At 45.1% G+C, this 18,376-nt stretch carries 13 protein-coding genes; 5 read left to right on the forward strand and 8 right to left on the reverse strand.

Going from position 1 to position 18,376, the window contains the following annotated elements; all coding sequences use genetic code 11:
- Positions 1-181 precede the first annotated feature (181 nt).
- The 3 genes from NSQ57_RS19035 (at position 182) to NSQ57_RS19045 (ending at position 3,810) form a co-directional block, all read left to right on the forward strand.
- The gene (locus tag NSQ57_RS19035; protein ID WP_023990001.1) at positions 182-1,024 is read left to right on the forward strand and encodes a PRD domain-containing protein; all 843 of its coding nucleotides are present in this window, start codon (positions 182-184) and stop codon (positions 1,022-1,024) included.
- Positions 1,025-1,257: 233 nt separating this feature from the next.
- Positions 1,258-3,114 (forward strand): beta-glucoside-specific PTS transporter subunit IIABC, encoded by a 1,857-nt coding sequence (locus NSQ57_RS19040; protein ID WP_342425161.1) that lies wholly within the window; start codon positions 1,258-1,260, stop codon positions 3,112-3,114.
- Between the two features lie 177 nt (positions 3,115-3,291).
- Complete coding sequence (locus NSQ57_RS19045) at positions 3,292-3,810, forward strand: thioredoxin family protein (protein WP_039272589.1); 519 nt, start codon at positions 3,292-3,294, stop codon at positions 3,808-3,810.
- A 178-nt stretch (positions 3,811-3,988) separates the two neighbouring features.
- Here the strand turns inward: NSQ57_RS19045 and NSQ57_RS19050 are convergent, their stop codons facing one another.
- Entirely contained in the window at positions 3,989-5,362 is a 1,374-nt protein-coding gene (locus tag NSQ57_RS19050; protein ID WP_340957594.1) for a sugar phosphate nucleotidyltransferase, read from the reverse strand.
- A gap of 160 nt (positions 5,363-5,522) precedes the next feature.
- Between NSQ57_RS19050 and NSQ57_RS19055 the strand changes: the two genes are divergently transcribed.
- Entirely contained in the window at positions 5,523-6,218 is a 696-nt protein-coding gene (locus NSQ57_RS19055; RefSeq protein ID WP_069011053.1) for a response regulator transcription factor, read from the forward strand.
- Positions 6,219-6,260: 42 nt separating this feature from the next.
- On the opposite strand, the gene NSQ57_RS19060 is transcribed toward NSQ57_RS19055, so the two are convergent.
- From NSQ57_RS19060 to NSQ57_RS19070, 3 genes are read right to left on the reverse strand one after another with little or no spacing between them, the layout of a single operon-like run.
- The gene (locus NSQ57_RS19060; protein WP_342425162.1) at positions 6,261-10,688 is read right to left on the reverse strand and encodes a hypothetical protein; all 4,428 of its coding nucleotides are present in this window, start codon (positions 10,686-10,688) and stop codon (positions 6,261-6,263) included.
- A 50-nt stretch (positions 10,689-10,738) separates the two neighbouring features.
- A complete protein-coding gene (locus NSQ57_RS19065; protein ID WP_342425163.1) occupies positions 10,739-12,472 on the reverse strand; it encodes an ATP-binding protein in 1,734 nt (577 codons plus the stop codon).
- Positions 12,469-12,918 carry a hypothetical protein gene (locus tag NSQ57_RS19070; protein WP_342425164.1) on the reverse strand — a complete coding sequence of 150 codons (450 nt, stop codon included), beginning with the start codon at positions 12,916-12,918 and terminating at the stop codon, positions 12,469-12,471. Before NSQ57_RS19070 ends, NSQ57_RS19065 begins: the two co-directional genes overlap by 4 nt.
- Before the next feature lie 45 nt (positions 12,919-12,963).
- On the opposite strand from NSQ57_RS19070, the gene NSQ57_RS19075 reads away from it, so the two are divergent.
- Entirely contained in the window at positions 12,964-13,671 is a 708-nt protein-coding gene (locus tag NSQ57_RS19075; protein ID WP_069011050.1) for a response regulator, read from the forward strand.
- On the opposite strand, the gene NSQ57_RS19080 is transcribed toward NSQ57_RS19075, so the two are convergent.
- Genes NSQ57_RS19080 through NSQ57_RS19095 form a run of 4 tightly spaced genes read right to left on the reverse strand, consistent with a single transcriptional unit; the run spans position 13,639 to position 18,111 of the window.
- Positions 13,639-14,550: a glycosyltransferase family 2 protein gene (locus NSQ57_RS19080; protein ID WP_342425165.1), complete on the reverse strand. Its 912-nt coding sequence runs from the start codon at positions 14,548-14,550 to the stop codon at positions 13,639-13,641. The genes NSQ57_RS19075 and NSQ57_RS19080 overlap by 33 nt on opposite strands.
- Positions 14,510-15,736: a glycosyltransferase family 4 protein gene (locus NSQ57_RS19085; protein ID WP_342425166.1), complete on the reverse strand. Its 1,227-nt coding sequence runs from the start codon at positions 15,734-15,736 to the stop codon at positions 14,510-14,512. The genes NSQ57_RS19080 and NSQ57_RS19085 overlap by 41 nt, the downstream gene beginning before the upstream one ends.
- Positions 15,720-16,985, reverse strand: a complete 1,266-nt coding sequence (locus tag NSQ57_RS19090) for a transporter (protein ID WP_342425167.1) — start codon at positions 16,983-16,985, stop codon at positions 15,720-15,722. The genes NSQ57_RS19085 and NSQ57_RS19090 overlap by 17 nt, the downstream gene beginning before the upstream one ends.
- 4 nt (positions 16,986-16,989) lie before the next feature.
- Complete coding sequence (locus NSQ57_RS19095; protein WP_341039900.1) at positions 16,990-18,111, reverse strand: glycosyltransferase; 1,122 nt, start codon at positions 18,109-18,111, stop codon at positions 16,990-16,992.
- Positions 18,112-18,376 lie beyond the last annotated feature (265 nt).

Genomic DNA, 18,376 nt, shown 5'->3' on the forward strand with positions numbered 1-18,376 from the left:
TTGTCGAAACAGAATAAAAAATGTTGAAATCGCTTTTTTTTGTGCTACAATAGCACTATATCGAAGGATTGTGACCGGTGATGCGGGCAATGCCTGAGTTCAATTCAGTACTATTGCTAACAATAGTATTGAATTGTGCTTAGGCATTTTTTATTGGTAAAGGATGGGAGGGGGAACTTCAATGATTATTGAGAAGGTGCTCAATAACAACGTCCTATTGACTAAAAACGATAAAGGCAAAGAGGTCATCGTGATGGGAAGAGGTATTTCCTTCAAAAAGGTGGCTGGCGATCAAGTCGATGATGATAAAATAGATAAGATTTTCATGTTAAATGAAAACGAGTTCACGGCCAAACTAACCGAGCTGCTGAACGATATTCCTGTATCTCATCTGGAGGTCGTGAATGAAATCGTAACCCATGCAACAGAAGTGTTGGATACGGAGTTAAGCGATAATATTTATTTAACGTTGACCGACCATATTCATTTTGCCATACAACGGCAAGAAAAAGGACTGGCACTCCAAAACGCGATGCTGTATGAAATTAAACGCTTTTACAAAAAGGAATTTGCAGTTGGACTGGATGCTCTCCAAAAAATTGAAAATACGCTCGGAGTAAAATTGGGCGAAGATGAAGCGGGATTTATTGCATTGCATATGGTGAATGCACGGATTGACGGTAACGAAATGAAATCTACACTGAAAATGACCGAGATTGTCCAACATATATTGAACATTATTACGTACCATTACGGGATTGTGCTGGATGAGTCTTCTTTTAGCTATTCGAGATTTTTGACACATTTGCAATATTTTGCGATGCGAGTGATTCGTAAAGAAGTCATTCACAGTGGTGAAGAATTTTTGTACAACCAGGTGAAGCAGACGTATACCGAAGCTTTTGCTTGTGCTCAAAAGATCAATGAGTATCTGGAAAAAACATACGATCAATATTTAAGCAAGGATGAATACGTATATCTAACTATCCATATTCATCGGGTTACTGAGCGTAATAACATATAAGACTAATAACTTCATACCCCTCATCGTTCATGGATTGTGACTGGTAAGGCAGGCAAAACCTAAACTGATGGTGAAATCGACGTTCCTCTATAGGAGAGAGTGCGCAGTTTTCACCACGAGTTTAGGTTTTTCTTGTTTACAAGGTTAAAAAGATGCATGCCGGCGCATCTTAGCAACAAATGTAAACAGTAAACCCTATCAGTAGCAAGAATAACCCATAAGGAGTTCTAAATATGAGTGATAAAGAACTATCTAAAAAAATAGTGACTCTCGTTGGCGGCGAAGAGAATGTCAATTCCGTATTCCATTGCGCTACACGCTTGAGATTTAAATTAAAAGATCGCACAAAAGCAGACAAAGCTGCACTGGAAGCAACACCTGGTGTCATTACAGTGGTGGAAAGCAGCGGCCAGTTCCAAGTGGTCATCGGCAACAATGTAGGTCAAGTATTTGAGCATATGATGGCAGAAACGAATTTGCAGGATGCAGACAATCCTAATGCCAAAAAGGGAGAATCTTCCGAAAAAACAAATGTTCTTGGCAAAGCGGTCGATATCATTTCCAGCATTTTCTCACCTCTCTTGGGTGCTCTTGCCGGAGCAGGTTTGCTCAAAGGGATTATGGCCTTAATTGCGTCGCTTCATTGGATTGATACTATAAGCGGTACGTATCTCATTTTGAACGCCGCTTCGGACAGCGTATTTTATTTCTTGCCTATATTCCTAGCTATTACTTCGTCCCGTAAATTTAAGACAAATGCCTTTGTATCGGTCGCAGTTGCTGGAGCACTCGTGTACCCGGATGTTATTGCAGCGGTGGACCATCCGGCAAAACTGGCTTTTCTCGGGATTCCAATCATTCTGATAAAATACAGTTCCAGCGTAATCCCAATTATTCTCGCGGTATGGGTACAGTCCTATGTGGAACGCTGGTTCAATTCCTTTATCCATCAATCAGTTAAAAACATTATCGTACCTATGCTGTCTCTGCTGGTCGTTGTTCCGTTGACGTTTTTGGCCTTTGGTCCAGTCGGTAACCTGATCAGTCAGGGCTTGGCGAACGGTTTTACATGGGTATACAATTTAAGCCCATTGATCGCCGGTGCTGTTGCTGGAGCGTTCTGGCAAGTGTTTGTTATTTTCGGCGTGCATTGGGGTTTCGTTCCTATCATGCTATCCAATATTGCTACATTGGGTTATGACACGATGCTTCCGATGCTTACAGCAGCTGTACTTTCTCAAGCCGGTGCAACACTGGGGGTATTCCTGAAATCACGGAACACCCAGATGAAGGCTTTGGCTGGTTCATCTACACTGGCAGCTGTATTCGGGATTACTGAACCAACGATTTATGGTGTAACTTTGAAATTGAAAAAACCTTTCATTTATGCTTGTATATCCGGTGGTATTGGGGGCGCTATTATCGCTTCTGGCGGAGCGACTGCAAAATCCTTCTCCCTACCTAGTTTACTGGCGCTGCCAACTTATTTTGGAACTGGATTCTTGTGGGTAGTCATCGGTTTGCTCGTTGCCTTTGTACTCGCAGTTGTGTTGGTTATGATTTTGGGCTTTGATGATCCAAAAGAAGAAACTGCAAAAACAGAAGCTGCGCCTATAAAGAAAGAAGTGACAATCGAGAAAGAAATTCTCGTAAGCCCACTGCAAGGTAAAGTATTGCCTTTGGAACAATCTTCTGATGTTGCTTTTGCTTCAAGTGCTATGGGGAAAGGAATCCTTATTGATCCTACAGAGGGTGTGCTGACATCTCCTGTCAATGGAACGATTACGACCGTATTCCCAACCGGACATGCCATCGGTATTACTTCCAATGACGGAGCAGAAATTCTGATTCACGTTGGTGTGAATACAGTGAAGCTGAAAGGACAATTCTTTGACAAGCGCGTCAAAGAGGGTGATGTAGTGAAGCAAGGGCAATTGTTGCTCGAATTTGATATCGAACAAATTAAGGCGGCAGGCTATACAACGACTACGCCGATTATCGTAACAAATTCCGCTCAATACCTGGACGTATTGAACACAATGGAAACTGAAGTGAAGCGTGAGGATTACTTGTTGACTGTTGTGGTCTAACATTTAATTATCAGACTAGGGCATTTTGCATAAATCCCAGGAGCGTTTTCAATGCTGACTAAAGAAGCTTTCCCAATGGAAAGCTTCTTTTTTTATACATAATGAGACAAGTGTTACAGTGAAAAATGGAAATATCATTTATTGTAAGCGTAAGAATGTAAAAAAAGGAGGATTTCTGTGAAAAAAGGATATATCGCCGGGTTAAGTGTCATTGTGTTGCTTGTCATTGCTATCGCTATTTCAGCTGTAGTTAAATTTCAGGATCTGGAGCAGGTTGTTCAACAAAAAGACAAAGAAATCCAAGCGAGCAAAAGCAATTACCCCGAAATATATGACCACTTGAATGCGGTTACAGTTGATGGTTTTAAGCGTTTGATTCAACAGGATCAAAGTGTATTTGTCTATATCGGCAGACCGAGTTGTGGCGACTGCAATCGGTTTGAGCCTAACTTTAACAAGATGATCGAACAGTATAATCTAGGCTCTAAAATTACTTTTTTGAACGTTCACAAAATCCATAAGGACAAGCCTCAATGGAATAAATTCAAAGAGGATTACAACGTTAAATACACCCCCACTATTGCAGAATTCAGAAACGGCAAGCTGGTTGATAAAATAGAATGGACGCCCAAAAGAGACCTCAGTACGGATGCTGTAAAAGAGTGGCTGACTTCCAAGAAAATTATTATTTTATAAGTCTCTTTTCTATTCAATTCATTACAAACACAGAGAACTGTTTATGCAAAAAAAGGTATTCATTCGTATAACGCATGAATACCTTTTTAGGAATGCACAGGCATTTAAGCTCTAATAAAAAATAGTTCCTACTACTCTTCACTGCCTTCTGATAAACCTCGTTCGTATCTATCAGTCCCTATATTGTAGACACTTCATGAGTATGGTCGTCAATCGAATCAGGAAATTCATAACGGATAATATCCGTTTCGGATACGATATGTCCGATTTGTGACTCAATGAATTCTAAATCTCCTTCTACTGCCCCTATAAAATGCTTTGTACCGGGTTCAATGACGATGACCTCACCGGGGCTGACTGTCTGTATCACGCCATTGATAGAGACACTCCCGGTTCCAGAAACTATAGTCCAAACTTCTTTACGAAACTGATGCTCATGATAGCTGATAAATCTCCCGTTTGAAATGACCACGCGTTTGGTCACTGTCTGCAATCCACTTGCTGCCGCTTGATGGGATAACACCGTTTGCTTTCCCCAGAAGCGCTCCTCAAAACGTGGTCCGATTTCAATTTCCGCCACCATATCCTTAATTCCTGTGGATGACTGCCGATCCGTAACCAGCACGCCATCCGGCCCGGCAACGACGATAATGTCCGGGACATTCCAGATACTGACCGGAATCTCCAGTTCATTGATGATATGCGAGTCATGTGAAGCTTCTGAAATATATCCTGGACCACTCAGCTTCGAGCTTACTTCTCTCACCAACGAATCCCATGTGCCCAAGTCTCTCCACTCTCCATGATATGGAAGCACAGAGAGCTTATGAGTATGCTCTACTACCGCGATATCGAAGCTAGTTTTAGGCAAGTCTGCATAATTTGTCGAAAGAGATTCATAGTCGGCTGGTATACCCATTTGCTTCAGAATATCCAATAAAAAGCCCAGTCTAAAAGCAAACACCCCGCAATTCCATAAGGCCCCTTCACGGATCAACGCTTCTGAACGAATCAGATCCGGCTTTTCTACAAATGAACTAACCCTATAATATGGCTGGTCAAGTGAAGGAGAGGCTGAAGGCACAATATATCCGTATTTATCAGAGGGTTCCGTCGGAGCAGCCCCCATTAATGCGATATGGCTTCCTGATTGCTCTAATATGGAAGGAAGCCTGCGCAGATGCTCAAAAAATTCATCTCCCGCATACCCGTCCACAGGCATGACCCCTACGATCTCGTCGAGTGATGCGCCTGCAACGTCATGCAAGTAGGCCGTAGCCAGGGAAATGGCCGGGAAAGTATCTCGCTGAGTCGGCTCCTCAATCACTACAGCATCTCCGCCAATTTGTCCTCGAATCAGCTCGGCCTGAGTTCCACTCGTCGAAAAATAGGCCTCATCTGCCAAATTCGCCTCATCTAATTGCCTCCATATTCGTTGCAGCATACTTTCGGGCCGTTCGTCGTGACGTAGTATGGAAAGAAACTGCTTGGGACGGTTCACATTGGATAAGGGCCACAGACGTTTACCCGAACCTCCAGATAATAAAATCATTCGCAAAGATGCAACCTTCTTCCTGTAAATTAATATTTTTCTTACATTATAAGACTGTTCATTTTTCGCATTTCTGCCGAATACATAAGTATGTATTATCGTGGCAAATACATGATTATGCAATGCTATTGTATCTTTGTCTGTACAGGAGATGTCAGTCATGCCCATAAAAATACTCATCATTGAAAATCAAAAAGGTTTGGCAGATATGATTGCTCTTCACCTTCAGGAGGAAGGCTATCATACCGAGCTTATTTATGACTCTAAACTTGCAATTCCTACACTCATGCGTTTTAAGCCGGATATTATTGTGACCGCTCTAATGTTTTCCGGTAAAGTCGAATGTGCGCTGATCAGCCAAATCCGTCAATTTACCACAGTCCCTATGCTGGTCATCTCTAATAACACCGTGCTGAATATAAGAATAAAAGCTCTGGATGACGGAGCAGATGACTTCTTATGCAAGCCGTTCAGTCTGATAGAGTTAAATGCCCGCATCAAAGCCCTGCTGCGCCGCTGCGGCCGCAACATGCTCACTGAATCGCAAACGGTAACTCAAAAGAATAAAAAGGTAAGGGTATGGGTGAATGATTACCGTCATTGTCTGTTAGTCGATGACCAAGAAATAGAAGTCACTCAAATCGAATTTTCTATTATAAAAGAAATGTCCTGCAATCCAGGTAAAGTCTTTACCCGCAGTGAGCTGATGGATCGGATCAAAGGCGGAGATGGCGCTTATCTGGATCGCACTATCGACGTACATATTTCCAGCCTCCGCAAAAAAATAGAACGTGACCCTAAAAATCCTCAGCACATCCGTACCGTCTGGGGCAGAGGCTACAAATATGAGATGTAGCCGTATCATGGCTACCCATTTCCCCACTGAGCAGCTTGCTTTTTATGGAAGGTTTCGCTTCTTCCATCGCCGATAAGGAAGAAAACAAGCTGCTCCACCCAGTATCCCTATGAGGAACAATCCCCATCCGAAACGGTAGGCGGAAGCCAGAATAACGACGACTTTCCCGTTCCCGTTACCATTGGTAATGAATCCGGTAGTTACTCCATTCACAGACAGACGGGCTCGCTGATTTTCGCCACCCAGTCTGAACTCCCATAGTGGATTGGGTGATTCGGTCTCCCGGATCAGCACCTGCTGATGCGTCGGATTATATAGCGTAAAACTACGTTCCATGGAATTCTCACGAGTAGCCTGAATGCTTTCCGAAGCATGTGGTGCCATAAAAAAGGTATCCATATCCGTTCCCTCAAACAACGTAAATTGATCCACTGTAATCATGGCTTGATAAGGGATAATGGAATATTCCTTCATTTGAAATAAGCCTGACTGCTTCTTGTGCGCATGCGCTAAAATTTGAAACTGCATCATGGCGGTTCCTGCCGGTGCCTTCACAATTTGATCATAATGATTCCATTGTTCCTTATCTCTCTCCTCCACCTCATCAATATAGGAGGTTTGAAGAACCTGGGACGCTTTATTCAAAAATATGACCTTCATGTGCCGACTTCCAACTTGTGCTGATCGCGCATCCAACTGCACGGCATACTCTTGCAGCGGCTCGGCCTTCATTTTCTTGGACGCATATATATTCCAGTCACAGGAATAGCTAGGTGCGTAACGGATAGAGAGTCCTTCGTCCATAAATGACAGGTTCGTCTGGCCAGGTCGTATATCCGCTACACATCCGACATCCGTGTCTAATGACTCCTTCGTGTTCTCCCCAGGCATTACCGTCACTTCCTGCCCGCCCATTCGATGAATATCTCCAAAACGGCTCAATGACGGTACTTGGCTGTCCAGCACAAGGGTTAAGTGATACTTTCCCTTGGTTAGGAACAGATTTTTGAATTCTATTCGGCCATAGTCGTTCAGCAGACCGGGAATTTGTATGATTTTCTTGGCAAAACCATCCTGATCGGGCACCGTTTCAATAACCTGCTTTTCAGATAAAGAGGTAGCGGGTAACCGCTTATACGACTCTTCCGTACGAATCGTTCTGGTCAGCACCTCTCCCGTCTCTTCATTCACCCACTTCATCGTTAATGACCCATGGTATCCTGCAGGTAGATTAGCCAAAATAGCTGTGGCATAGGTTCCCGTTTTGGCGACTTCCACATCCCTGCTTAACGTCCCCTTCTGATAGCTGATCCCTCGCCCCATACTAAGTCTTGGCAAAGCACGCTCCGTCTGCACATTCCCTTGGGCGTTAAAATCGTTCTCTGCCTCCAAGGTGAAAAAGAGCTTGCCCCGCTTCAATGCCTGCTCCACTGGAAAAGATAACCGATCTAGCTGATCCACAGGCACAATCGCAAATTGATTGACCGCATTAAAACCTTGCAGGTTATTAACCGTGACTGGAGTATCTCCTTTTGGAAAAACATGTTCTCCCAGATCGACCCATTGAAATTGGTTTAAACCATCATCCTGGGTCTTGATACTAACCACTTTGTCCGGTAACGTGACTTGTAATTTCCCGCCTGCCTTATTCATAAACACTCTGGCATATACATGCGAGGTTTGAGGTTGATCCAGTTTTTTGTGCATCGTAAACGTGTTAGGCTTACTATATTGCCCCAAATCACGTAGCTGGATATCATGAATCCACCAGTAATTTTTTTGCTGTGGACGCTGCAGGGTTAACAAATCCATTCGCATCCAATAGCTGCCGGGCGGCGACACGTATTCCCCGTAAAATTTCACACTGTCAAAATTATATCCCTCCGAAGGCGCCACGACATAGCTAACCCCCAGTTCACGCATTTGCTTATCGTAAAATCTCATTTTCACATGCATTTTGTTCGTTCCGCGACCGGAAACAGTAATTTGGAACTGATACGGATTATTTTCCTTGGCTTCCAGCAAACCCGATCGAGCGACCTGCCATATATTACTCGGGTCACCCTTCATAATTTCGCCATGCAGAGTTGGCACATCATTCAATTCCTCACGGGGATTAGCCTGCACACTGAACAACTGCGGGTTATCCGGCTTGAAGAAGGTTTCGGTCCGCAACATGGAATCAAAGTCCACAACCGTCTTCCCTTCGATGCTGCTCATCTGATACGGGGCCACATCCAGCTTCTTACTGGCAAAGGTGACCGCAATCCCTGCATCCATTTCCATATCGAACGGAAAGTTCCGTATATTTTGGGAGGATAAATACCACAACCAATCGTTGGTCGAGGCAAAGGTTTTGGACCATTTTAAAAAGGCATTACCATCCTCAATGGCATCAAAAGGCCGTAAGTAATCCTCTGCTGGAAGCTGTGACAATAGCAAGTCATTAAAGGACACCGCTTCCACATAATCCCCTTTGTTAATCGTCTGGACGGTTTTTAGCTCAGGCTTTAACGCACTGAACAGCACTCCAAAGCGGCTAAAATCAAAACCGGGCAGATGGCTGTAGCTCTCCAGCCGGCTAAAACCGTAAGGTGTTACAATTTTACTCGCAAGGATGTTCATATAGGGTGGTGTCTGGTCGAGATTGAATATGGAAAATAGCCCGTTCTGGTACGTACGTTTCAGCCCGGTCTGACCTTCCAGCTGAGAGAGGTGGAAATCCTGACGCTTCTCCTGTCCCACATATTCATCATGGTAGACCAACTGGTTAACACCAAAGGTAGAGAACAGCCAACCTAATCGGGAGCTTAATCCGTTGTCCATGACATACTGTAGAAAATTCATATAGTATGTAATACCGGGATCATTGCCCTCATGATGAAAGACCGTATTTTTAGGAGAAGAGTATACCTGAAAATCTCCGGTTGCCTTTTCGTTTGCGGTCTTCCCTTTATTCCATTTGGGCGTGGCTACTCCGTTATAGCTCTGAATCATATTGTCAGCAATCGGAAAGTATAATGCCTTGCTATCGAAACGATCCGGATCAGTCAGCTTTTCAGCCATTTGACCATAAGCCTCCGGCACTTGTACTGGCTTGTAGTACCCCTCAATGAACTGAGTGCGCAAGGGAGCAAAATATACCCCCAGACACAGGACGACGATAACGACCGCCAGCTTTTTATATACACGCTGTAGCGGCGATGATCCGAACCATTCCATAAATTGAATGACACCAAAGGTCAGCAACACCCCGAAATTAAGGGCAATCAGTCCAATAAATTTGTTAGGATCACGGAAAACCGAACCAATCACAGGGGTTTTCGTAACCAGAATGACAAACCACTTGGCAATCGATGGGAACGTCGTCCCGGTAGCTGCAACCAGAAACAGTAGCGTAAGTAGCGAGAAGATCAGAATGATCGGATTTTTATGTGAACGTGTCACCATCGCATACCCGATCAATAGCAACAAAAATCCCCCTCCTACATAAAACATGACAGGCAGTGAGGACAAGGAAAACATGGGCCACCAATAGCTCAGTAAATAACCCACATTATTTAAACTGCTGTTGCGGCTGAACAGAGACAACGTATCCACGACATTGATATTATGCTGAGACGCTTGAGCGTCCATCAACATGCTACCGACATATAGAGACAACCAATAAAAACTTAGCAGACCGAAAAACATGCCAAAAATGATCCCTTTACGCAAAAAATTGCCGTATAACGGCTGCAAATAGGTGCGACCAGCCTTACGGTGGGTCCAGGTCAGCTTGATCAATAGCAACATGGTGAACAAGCCCAAATAAATCATGCCGAAGAAAAAATAGTGAATTGCCGCAGCACTAACGGTGAATACCGCAGCCAACAGAAACAGGTCGATCCAGTTCCGCTGATACAACTTGTGGGGATGATAGTTTTTAATTTGTTGAATTTGAAACTTGGGGTCCACCGCACTGAAAAAGAATCGCATCATTAACGGAAATAAACTATATCCACAGAGCAAATAAATATGCTGAATGCGGAAAATAACCCACGGATTCAGCGCATAAAACAACGAGCCGACCATGATGGCAAAAATACGGGTCTTCGTAAAGCTTGGTGAATAATACACGCTAACCAATCGTTTGGCAAAGGCATACATCGAAAATGCCGAAACAAATAACAAGCCTGTAATAAACGACTTGAGCAAGACCGGTCCGCTTTCGTCAAATAAGAGTGACAGTCCATAGAAGGGCAAGATGTACAGGATACGTGGAGCATTGAACAAGGTCGAGGTAGACCATCGCTCGTTCCATACCCCGGTTATTTCCTCCAGATACCGATGAGAGGTGGCTCCAAAAGCAATGTCGCTAAACACAATTTGCCCTGGTCCATAGATGGGTGCAAGATATGCAACAATCGCAATCAGCATCAACATCATTGCCGCCATATCGTAACGATAGTGAAATACCCATTTTTTCATGCTTGTCCCCCTCTCTTGAACTTCTCGTATATCTGTCGGTTATCTTGGGCCTATCTTCTCAAACGAACGATTGCCTGCAAGCCCTGATCGGTATTACGCAGCTTTAAACGGCCGCCTATGGTCTTCAGGTATGCATCCATATGGTACAGGCTGAACGCATGCTCCTGCGAGTTTTGGGAATAGTCTGGCTGGAAATAGCTCCAACGCATTTTATCATCAATCCCGCCGCCTGTGTCCTCAATGATAATAACAATTTCTCCTTCTTCCAGCCGTGAACTAACCTTAAGCACTTGGGATTGTCGCTTGGACCGCAGACCTGTTCGGCCCTGTTCCTGATCCTCAGGCAATTCTCCGCCTTGGCCCATGGCCTGAACTGCATTTTCCAGCAGTCCCTGAATCGTTTTGTACAGCATGGGTGCTTGTACTGCAATCGATGGAACAGGCTCTTGCCGCAAGATCACTTGAATGTTCTTCATGTTCAATGAACGGTTCGCCCATTTCAGCGACTCAGACAATACTTCATTCATATCTGTAAAGCTAATTCCACTATTATCATGCATCTTCTCTTCCAGCTCATCGCGCAAGCTACGAACTCCCGTCAGTAACTCTCCCAGTGAGGATTCCTGTCTGAGACGACCCTGGATAAAATTTTCATTCAACTCGCGAAAATACTCCAGTTCCTCATGAGAGGCTCCTTTTCCCTGACTGGATGCCGCTTCAAAACGGTTTGCTAGATCATGATAGAATCCCAGCAGCTTCAAATCATCACCGCCTGTGAGACGGCCAGTCTGCTCTTGCAGCTCTTGTAGCTGCTGCTCAATCGTCTGCATTAACGGCAAATAATACGTGTCCTGCTGCTGTCGCATATCTTCATCTCGCCGTTGATCACGCACCTGATTATTCACGATGGCATCCTTTACAATCCTTTTGCGGAACTGTACGAGCATGGCCCACAGAATGATCAATATTAGAACCATGACCATCCACAACTGTTTGCCGAAGGAGCTGATTCGCTGTGCTGTATCCTCGCTGACATCCTTAACCGATATGTAAAGGGCTTCTTCCCCAATGCGGCTAAATCCTATCCCGTATTTTTCACCGTCATCTTCAATGGCACCTGTATTGCCCTCCATCAGCCTACGGGTGACGCCCGTGATGTCCGTTCGGTTAATATCCGGATTACTTCGGGAAGCTACGACCTTAAATTGACCGTTATAAAATAAAGTCTCATACTGGTTAACCGGTTTACTTTTAATAATTCCGCTGAGCATATCAGCGTCAACCTTGCGCACCATAAAACCGCCCATCTGCGCTCCTTGAATCCTGCATGCGATATACTGGGCAGGCTGATGATCCTCTGTCACAAAAGAGCTTACTGCACAACCATTTTGCAGCCACTTAATCTGCTGGACCGCACTTTTCATCTCACGATTATCTCGTCCGACCCTCACATGATACTGTTCATCCAGCACATAAAAGGCCCCGCTTTCACGCTTAAACCCCTCAGGATACTGGTGTGTTCCCTGATTCAGCATATCTCTGCCCAGACTGGACGACAGCTCCTTCAATTCAGCCTGCCATGCGGCATAACGCTCGGTTATGCTGCTAGAAAGTTCCTGTACCTCATACTGGAGCTGTTCGTTCTGAATCTCCGCCAAGTGAACACTGAATTGTCGCACGACAAACCATTGAAGCACAGCGGCCAAAAACACGGTCACACCCAGTACGATCAGGTACAGGATCAGCTTTTGCCAACCTGGTTTCAACAAAGCCCATTGTTTCATGCTTCCCTGTCCCCTCCATTTTGTTCACGACGGCTCAAAATAGCCTGCATCAGGCATTCCAGCTCGTAGCTGACCAACGGTAGCCGTGCGCACAGCAACCGGGGAGTGCGGCGCTGGAGGGCAGCAAACCTCGCAGCGGTTTCCGTTGCCCCGTCCGTCAGTAGGATCAACTCGCATGTTTTTGCGATATATAAGCGATCCAACTCTTCCTCGTCGTATTCCCGCAGATCAACAACGTAAATATCATGACGATCGTCCATATGCTGAAGTGCGCTGGAGACAACCAGGGTCACCCCTGTATGCCGTGCAGCATGATACTGATGAAGGAGACGCATACCTTTTTCCCAGAGGGCATGCTCAGCCGAATCAAATCGTTCACAAAAAAGACGCAACGCCCGTTCTGTATTGACATCTTTCAAAAATGCCAAAACGCTGATATTATACATGTAGTTCCTCATTTCTTACTTCCTGATTGGAGTTGCGCAGTTCTTATGACACCCCAAAACATTCTATTTGTTGACGACAGCCCTATGGTTCTGTCCCTGCTTGAACGGACCTTGACGCAAGAAGCATTCACCTTACATACCGCTCACACGCCCAAAGAAGCCCTACAAGTGCTGGAACAGCACCCGATTGATGTGGTCGTTTCCGATCTGCTCATGCCTGGTCTGGATGGGATTACCTTCCTTCGCATGATTAAGAAAGATTATCCACATATCGTACGAATCATTTTGTCTGGTCACCTGCATACGCAGTCCATTTTATCGGCGATTAATCAAGTCGGTGTGTTCCGTTTTTTGACGAAACCGCTGGAGCTGGATGATGATACGCTAAAAAAAATACTGTATGAGGCGCTTGATCAAGCCAAACTCAATCGAAACAGCCTGCATGCAGCAGACCAGAACGTAGCTTCCGACCTGTCAGTATTTATAGACAGCATTTTGAATGCTCCGTACCGACCCTATGTGCTGCTGAATGAACAAGATATCGTAACCGCTGTACACATTGCACTTGCTGAGCTGTATCCTGTTGGCCGCTCACTACGTCATCCTGACGGGGAAGGTATTCAGTTAACCACGCATTCATTATACATACCGTATGAGGAGTCGGAATCTTCCGATCCCGACCTGTACACGCTGGATACGCTGACCCTCGGACATTCATCGTTACGCCTTATCCGCCTTAGCGAGATCGCCTGAGTGACGGGTGCCGCCCTTTAACACGGCGGCTACCCCAATCACAGTTAGGCATACATACATCCACAACATTCCCATCGTCAGCAACGGGTGACGGATATAGTTTTTCAAATTCCCCCACGTATACAGCACCGGACGGAAGAAATACCAACGTTCCAGCGCCTTTCGTAATCCGCCCTCTTCAGATGACATCGTACGATCCATCACTGAAAAGTAGTAGGCTTTTTTACGTAATACATCGTGCAGATACACCTGTTTTTCATCATGATATACCCGTGTAAATACCGCCCGGCGAATGACTCCACCAGACTCTATATAACGTAAGGTCGGCTGTATTTCTTCAAAAGCAATCTGCTCCGCATTAAACCCGCCCGTCGATTCATAAGCGCTCATTCGCCAGAAGCGTGCCGCTTCAATGGAGCGTTTTCCCAAGGTCTCACCCGCATTGTTAATTACATTTCGCTCAAAAACTTTCACTTTGGAAAAAAAATTGTCCGCTTCCGAATACGCCTCCTCCGGAACGACCAAAGCGCCAATATCCTGATGATCATCAAAAAAGTCGATGCTCTGCTGAATCAGATGTTCGGCTAAAATCATATCGGAATCCAATACAAATATGTATTCGGCACCCAAGCGTTTCGCTTCCTCAACCGCTCTAACCCTAGCGACTCCCCGCTCCCCATGGGGAAGCTCCAATACCGTTACGGGTACTGCGCTCCCTGTCGACAGCATACGAATCGTCTCGACGGTCCGGTCATTGGAGCCATCATCAGCAATTACAATATGCAGATCCTTGTAATTTTGCCCCATACAGCTTCGCAAACAAGGCTCTATCGTCCGTTCATTGTTGTACGTGGAGAAGAGAATGACCACTTTGTCCACTCTGTTCCGCCTCCTCTACCCAATCTTCCATCAACTGCTCAAACGCAGCAGCCGTATGATCAAAATGGAATCTTAACGCATATTGATACGCCCGCTCACGGATGGCCATGTAATCTTCGCCGCCCTTCGCTGCTCTTTCCATTTGTTCAGATAATCCCCGGATGTCGCCGTGAAAGCATAGATACCCGCTCTTCCCAAAATCCGTTGCATCCACCAGACCCGGTGAATTGCTGACAATGCTGGGCGTTCCAACCGCTGCCGCTTCGGTAATTGTCAACCCCCAACCTTCACGCAAGGAAGGAAACACCAGCGCGTGGGCACGACTCATCAGCTCCAGCTTATGCTCTGCTGAAACAAATCCGTAAAAGGTAATATCAGCTTGCGATTGCCCCTGTTCATCCGGTTCTCCGTATGTTAATCCATACCGTTTCATAATCGGCAACAATTGTTCTGCCACATAGGTTTTATCGGTTTTTCCGGCAATCCATAACATAGCCTGAGGGAACTTTTCCTTGAGCTGCCCAAAGGCCTCAACGACCAGATCAATGCCTTTATATTTGACGAAGCGCCCAGCGTACATGAAGGTCGGATTAGGTTCCTTCGTTAAAAATTGTTCGCGCGGCCAATGATCAAACTCAATGCCTTCCGGTAAAAGATGGACACGATCGGGGTGAAAGCCCAGCTTAAGCAGATCATATCGGGTAGACGGAGATACCGTAAGCGTCCGATCCTTACGAGCCAGCTTAAGCATCAAGGGCTCCATATGAAACCCAACAACATTTAGTGGAAATTTGGCGTTCTCAAACCATATTTCCCTTGTTAGCTGATGTATGAAAAAAATCCGTTTGGATGCCTCCACCCAAAATCGGGTAAAGAATTGATGCGTATTCGCCTGGTTAATCACATAGTCGATCTTCCTTCGATAACGACGGTAATAGCGCATCGCATAATAAATAACACTGTATATGTTCCCTTTTCGAATATACGTAATACCGTCAATAACTTCATGCTCAGGCATCCCCTCAAATTGAGGTGAAAAATGAATGAACTGGAAGCGGCCTTGCTGTGAGCGTTTAAGCATTTCGTGGGTGAAAATTTCTGCTCCCCCGCTTTTAGGTGAACGAATGTCACGCCAAGAAAGCAATAGAACTACGGTTTTACCGTCCTGTTCATGTATGGTATTCATGGGGTAAATCCCCCTTTATCTTTATTTTGAACAAATGAACATAGGCGTCTATCACAAAGTAGAGAGCCAGAGCCCCGTAAACAATGAACTCAGATAGCAAAAAATCTACCGGATCTGTGTGGGCAATATGAAAGGCTACTAATAAAGCCGCGGCTCCTGCCATCAGACTGAACATAAATTTGCGTCTGCCCACCAATACGTGCACATGCACAAAAAACAGCACGATGGAAAATAGCCAGTACACCCATCCTCCCCATGGAATATAGGCCTCAGCCGATTGGTAAGAGGCTCCGAATAATATGGGAATGGAGGATGGGAACACAAAGGTCGTGCCCACATATACACAGATTGCAGCTACAGCCATTAATCCGGCATAAACGGCCATCAACTTGCCCAAAGCTTGGCGGTCATGCCCCTGCGCACCGATCTTTGGAATAAAAGCAGCAATGAGGCTATACGAAACGTAATAGACCAACTGGCTGTACTTCAGCGCAATGGCATAGCTGCTGGCCTGCTCGGGAAAGTAATGCTGTACATACAACATGTCGATAGAGATACAAAACAAAATGAATAAATTCGTCATCAGGCTATCAGTGAAATCCTGACCCAATGATTTCCATAGCCCAGAAGGGATATGTTCTCCACTGGTTGTGAAAAGGGACAAGCCACGAGCCGAAACGGTCCAGCCGTGAAGCAGCGACAGCAACATTCCTCCACAGCTCGCTAACAGTAGGGCTTCCAGCTTTAACCCCAGTGCAGCCAGAACAAAAAACAAGCTCAGCTTCCCTAATACCTCAATGTAATAGTTCACATTGAGCGCCAGCATGCGTTCCCTGCCTTGTAAATCTCCGCGGCACGAACTCACAAGAATATGCAGTCCGATCAGGCCATACAGCATGAACAACGGGCCGAATTCGACGCCCAATAGCGAACGCAGTAACGGATGAAAGATGAGTAAAATGATCATGGCAAGCACGGTTAGCACCAGAGGTACTTTTAGTAATAGAGAACCAAGCGGTAAGCTTCGTAGCGTAAGCTGTTTGTCTCCCTTAGAGACCAGTTTGGCGGTTAATAGCTGGATGGATAAACCCAAAACGGATGAAAGTGCAAAAAGTGCCAGCAGCGCATTCGCCTGGCCATAGGCTTGTCCGGTAAGATACCAACTCGCTGCAATGTGGAAGAAAAAATTAAATCCGTTAAGCAGCACATTAAACAGAGGAAACATCAATGATCGCAATCGGTTGTTCACGTTGTTATCTCACCCGCCGATCCAGTCGCCAAATATCAATGATGGAGCGCAAAAAACGAATAGAATCCTTCCAGACATGGATGTGCGAGCCATCCCGGTCAATACATTTGACGGGTAATTGCAGCACACGGAGCTGGAGTCGCTTGGCAATAAACATCATTTCTAGATCCAGGGCCAGTCCGAGCTGTTCCTTTAAATGCGGAAACATCCGTTTCACTGCAACCGAACTCATCACTTTAAGCCCAGTTTGGGAATCCACCACACCTGTGGGTAAAAAAGGACGGGAAATAACCCGCTTACCAAAGCTGACGACAGATCGCAATAAAGATCGATTCTCGGCGGTCATATCCTTGGTTCCGATCACGACATCATAATAGCCCTGCTGAACAACATTAATCATTCTGGCAATATCCTCAATAAAAAAGGAGTCGTCCGCGTCCACAAATACGTAGTAATCCGCACCAATGGTTCGCATCCCTTCCAGATACGTCCCTGCCTTACGTGTATTGCGTCCCAATTCCCTTGTTTGAAGCAGCGGACTAAGATTCTGATTAATCCGGTTTACGGACAAGTCCGTGGCTGTCTCCAGCGCTTTAATCAAGGCATTCGTGCCATCGTGGCTGCCATCATCAATGAGATAAATCGAACCTTCAATAATATGGCTGCGGATAAAGACCTGCAATCGTTCAGCAAAGGTTTTGACATGAGCAAAACGTTGCTCTTCGTTATATACAGACAAGATAAATGCAATATGTTGGCTTTTGGTCGAATACTCGGGATAGAGCAAGCTTTGTATTTCCGAAAGCATTTCTTCAGTGTCATTGGCTTGCCAAAATAGCAGTCGCAAACGACCTACTCCGGTGATTTGCACCATATGCTGATCACTGAACGGAAATGTTACATCCGTCACTAGTAACAATGGCATTTGCGGAAATTGGCTACGGATCTGATTGGCTTTCCGCACCGCCTGCCCCGGCTCCCTATAATCAATCAGGCAACAACATGCGTTCTCGTAGACTGAAGCTGTCTCCGTGTCCTCGCACTGTATATACTGGTAAAAACAAATCACCTTGGGATAATCAATAGCCCTGTCGTTATCGCTAAAAATGGCTATAGGTCCCTGCACACAAACCTCTCCTTTTCCTCCGAATAGTTCTATTTTGTTGAAAAAGAATTAAGAATGTTTGCTTATAGGAGTTAAATTAATGTCCAAATACTTCATATTTTCTTAACAAAATAGCTGACACCACATGATATATAAGAATATAAGAGAAGAAAAACTGATTTTCATATTTGATAAAAGCAGAGTATTTAGACCTGATCCATTAGAACCAAAATCGTCAGAATTAGTTAGCCGATCTATATCTAAAATTGGTTCTTTTAGATCAACA

Origin of the sequence: Paenibacillus sp. FSL L8-0502, assembly GCF_038593055.1 — a bacterium.
Classification (GTDB): Bacteria; Bacillota; Bacilli; order Paenibacillales; family Paenibacillaceae; genus Paenibacillus; species Paenibacillus polymyxa_D.